Here is a 2,489-nt window from a genome sequence, read left to right on the forward strand (position 1 = left end):
AAACAGGTGGACACCTTATCATGGACGATACTCCTAAACTGCATGTGCGGCTTGTTGGCCGCGACGGCCGCCGTCGATATGACCCTGCTTCGCGAGATCAGCTCGTCGCAGCGTGTTTAGAGCCCGGCGTTTCAGTCTCTCGACTTGCGCGGGAACACGGCGTGAATACAAATCTCGTCCGGAAGTGGATAAAGAAGGCCAGAGAGAAGCGTCCTCTGCCTTTAGTCCCTGCATTTGTTCCGGTTCAGATTGCTCCAGATATGCCTTTGGTTTCTGGCGGTGATTTATTGCCGAAGCCTGGGCCATTGGGTAAGCCTGGTCGTGCTTCCAAGTTGAGCGCACTCCTGCCCAATGGGATCAGCCTGAGCGTTGAGTGCGACGATGAGAATGGACTGATCTCAATCATAGGAGCGTTGAGTCATGTTCAGACTGGGCGCTGATCTGAAGGTCTATCTCCATCGGGAGCCGATCGACTTCCGCGCGGGCATCAACAGCCTCGCAGTCCTGGTGCAAGAGGTGATGGAGCTAGACCCGTTTGCTCCATCAGTGTTTGCCTTTTGCAATCGCCGGCATGACCGGGTGAAGCTGCTGTTCTTTGATCGGTCCGGGTTTGTTATGGTCCTGAAGAAGTTGACGGAAGACAGGTTCAGGTGGCCCCGTCGAGAGACTGCGGTGGTGACGCTGACGACAGAGCAACTGCACTGGATCCTCGACGGCATCGATATCGATGCGATGATCCGCCATCCCGTGCGGCAGTATCAGATTGCTGGCTGAGGATGGCGAATTGAGATTGACGCTCAGGGGCGGTTCAGATTCAAGAATCTGATGACTCGCACCGGCGAACCGAGCATTGCAGAACTGATGGCGCAATTGGCAGCCAATGCTGCCGAAATCGCAGTGCTCAAAGCCGAGAAGGAAGCGCTCTCACAGCGGGTCGTTAAGCTGGAAGAAGAATTGGCACTGGCAAAGCTCCATCGCTTTGCACCCCGCAGTGAGAAGCACATTGATCGTCTCTTCAACGAGGCTGAAGAGACTAAGATCGAAGATGACGGCGAAGAAGGCGATGTTGTCGCGCTTCCGGATACTGGCTTGCCTGCGGCCGAGGGCGCTACGGGTAAAAAGCGGGGACGCAGGCCTCTGCCGGCAGACCTGCCGCGCGAGCGTGTTGAATACGACCTTGCCGATGATCAGAAGGCTTGTCCCTGCTGCAAAAGCCAAATGCATCGTATGGGCGAGGCCGTTACCGAGCAGCTCCATATCGAAGTCAAGGCAAAGGTCCTGCAGAATGTGCGGTTCAAATACGCCTGCCGACACTGCGACCGCACAGGGATCAACACGCCTGTCGTAATCGCGCCTATGCCGACGCAACCCCTGCCGGGCAGCATCGCCACTGCTTCGACACTGGCCTTTGCCCTCGTCCACAAGTACGTCGATGGCACGCCGCTCTACCGCGTTGCTCAGACATTCGAGCGTGCTGGTGTTGCAATCAGCCGAGGCGCTCTCGCTCATTGGGTCATCGGCTCGAGCGAGAAGCATCTATATCGCATCTATGATGCTTTGAAGCTGCGACTACGATCGCAGTCTCTCATCCATGGCGATGAGACGACGGTTCAGGTGTTGAAGGAAAAGGACAAGGAAGCCACCAGCACGTCGTACATGTGGGCATATCGCAGCAGCGAGGATAGTGACGAGCCGATCGTGCTTCTCGACTACCAGCCCGGCCGCGGTCAAATCCACCCGCAGACCTTTCTCGGTGACTACCGCGGCATATTAGTGACCGACGGCTACACCGCATGGCGCACATTGAATGGCGCAAACCATGTCGGATGCATGGCGCATTCACGGCGGCGCTTCGTCGAGGCCCTCAAAGCCAGAAAGAATGGAGGCGGTCCGCCGGAGCAAGCTCTCAGGTTCTTCGAGCAGCTCTACCGGATCGAAAAGCAGGCAAGAGACAAGGCCCCAGATCCTGGGGAGACGAAGGTCGACTGCATTCGCTGTTTCCGCCAGCAGCACAGCCTGCCTGTCCTGAACGCCCTAAAGGCGTGGCTCGACAATATCGCACCAAAGATCGTGCCGGATACCAAGCTCGGCGATGCGGTGTCCTACACCCTGAACCAATGGGATTACCTGACGCGTTACACCAGCGACGGCAGGATGCCTATCGATAACAACATTCTGGAACGCGAGATCAGAGTTTTTGCCACCGGCAGGAAATCGTGGCTGTTCAGCGACACCGTCGACGGAGCCAAGGCCAGCGCTGTGATCTACAGTCTCATGCTGACCTGCCGCGCTTGCGGCGTCGATCCACTCGCCTGGCTCCGTCACACGCTCACTGAGTTACCGCAGCGGGATGAAACCGCCGACATCGGCGACCTGCTACCGTTCAACTTCTCCAAAAACTCAGCCGCCTAATTAGCCGCATGTCGCTCTCAATGTAGACGACCTAGCCCTAAAGCAGCCGTCAACGCGCATGGAAAATCGCGCTTACG

3 protein-coding genes are annotated in these 2,489 nt (G+C 57.2%); all 3 read left to right on the plus strand.

What is annotated here, in order from left to right; all coding sequences use genetic code 11:
* Positions 1–20: 20 nt before the first annotated feature.
* The 3 genes from tnpA to tnpC are packed head-to-tail and all read left to right on the plus strand — an operon-like array spanning position 21 to position 2,412.
* On the plus strand, positions 21–440 hold the full coding sequence (gene tnpA / locus ACSQ3J_RS31200) for an IS66-like element accessory protein TnpA (RefSeq protein ID WP_436041176.1): 420 nt from the start codon (positions 21–23) through the stop codon (positions 438–440).
* Positions 421–774, plus strand: coding sequence for an IS66 family insertion sequence element accessory protein TnpB (gene tnpB, locus ACSQ3J_RS31205; protein WP_027681664.1), 354 nt, complete (start codon positions 421–423; stop codon positions 772–774). Before tnpA ends, tnpB begins: the two co-directional genes overlap by 20 nt.
* Positions 775–825: 51 nt before the next feature.
* On the plus strand, positions 826–2,412 hold the full coding sequence (gene tnpC, locus ACSQ3J_RS31210; protein WP_436041174.1) for an IS66 family transposase: 1,587 nt from the start codon (positions 826–828) through the stop codon (positions 2,410–2,412).
* Positions 2,413–2,489 lie beyond the last annotated feature (77 nt).

Source organism: Rhizobium sp. LjRoot98 (genome assembly GCF_964252935.1).
In the GTDB taxonomy this organism is placed as follows: Bacteria; Pseudomonadota; Alphaproteobacteria; order Rhizobiales; family Rhizobiaceae; genus Pararhizobium.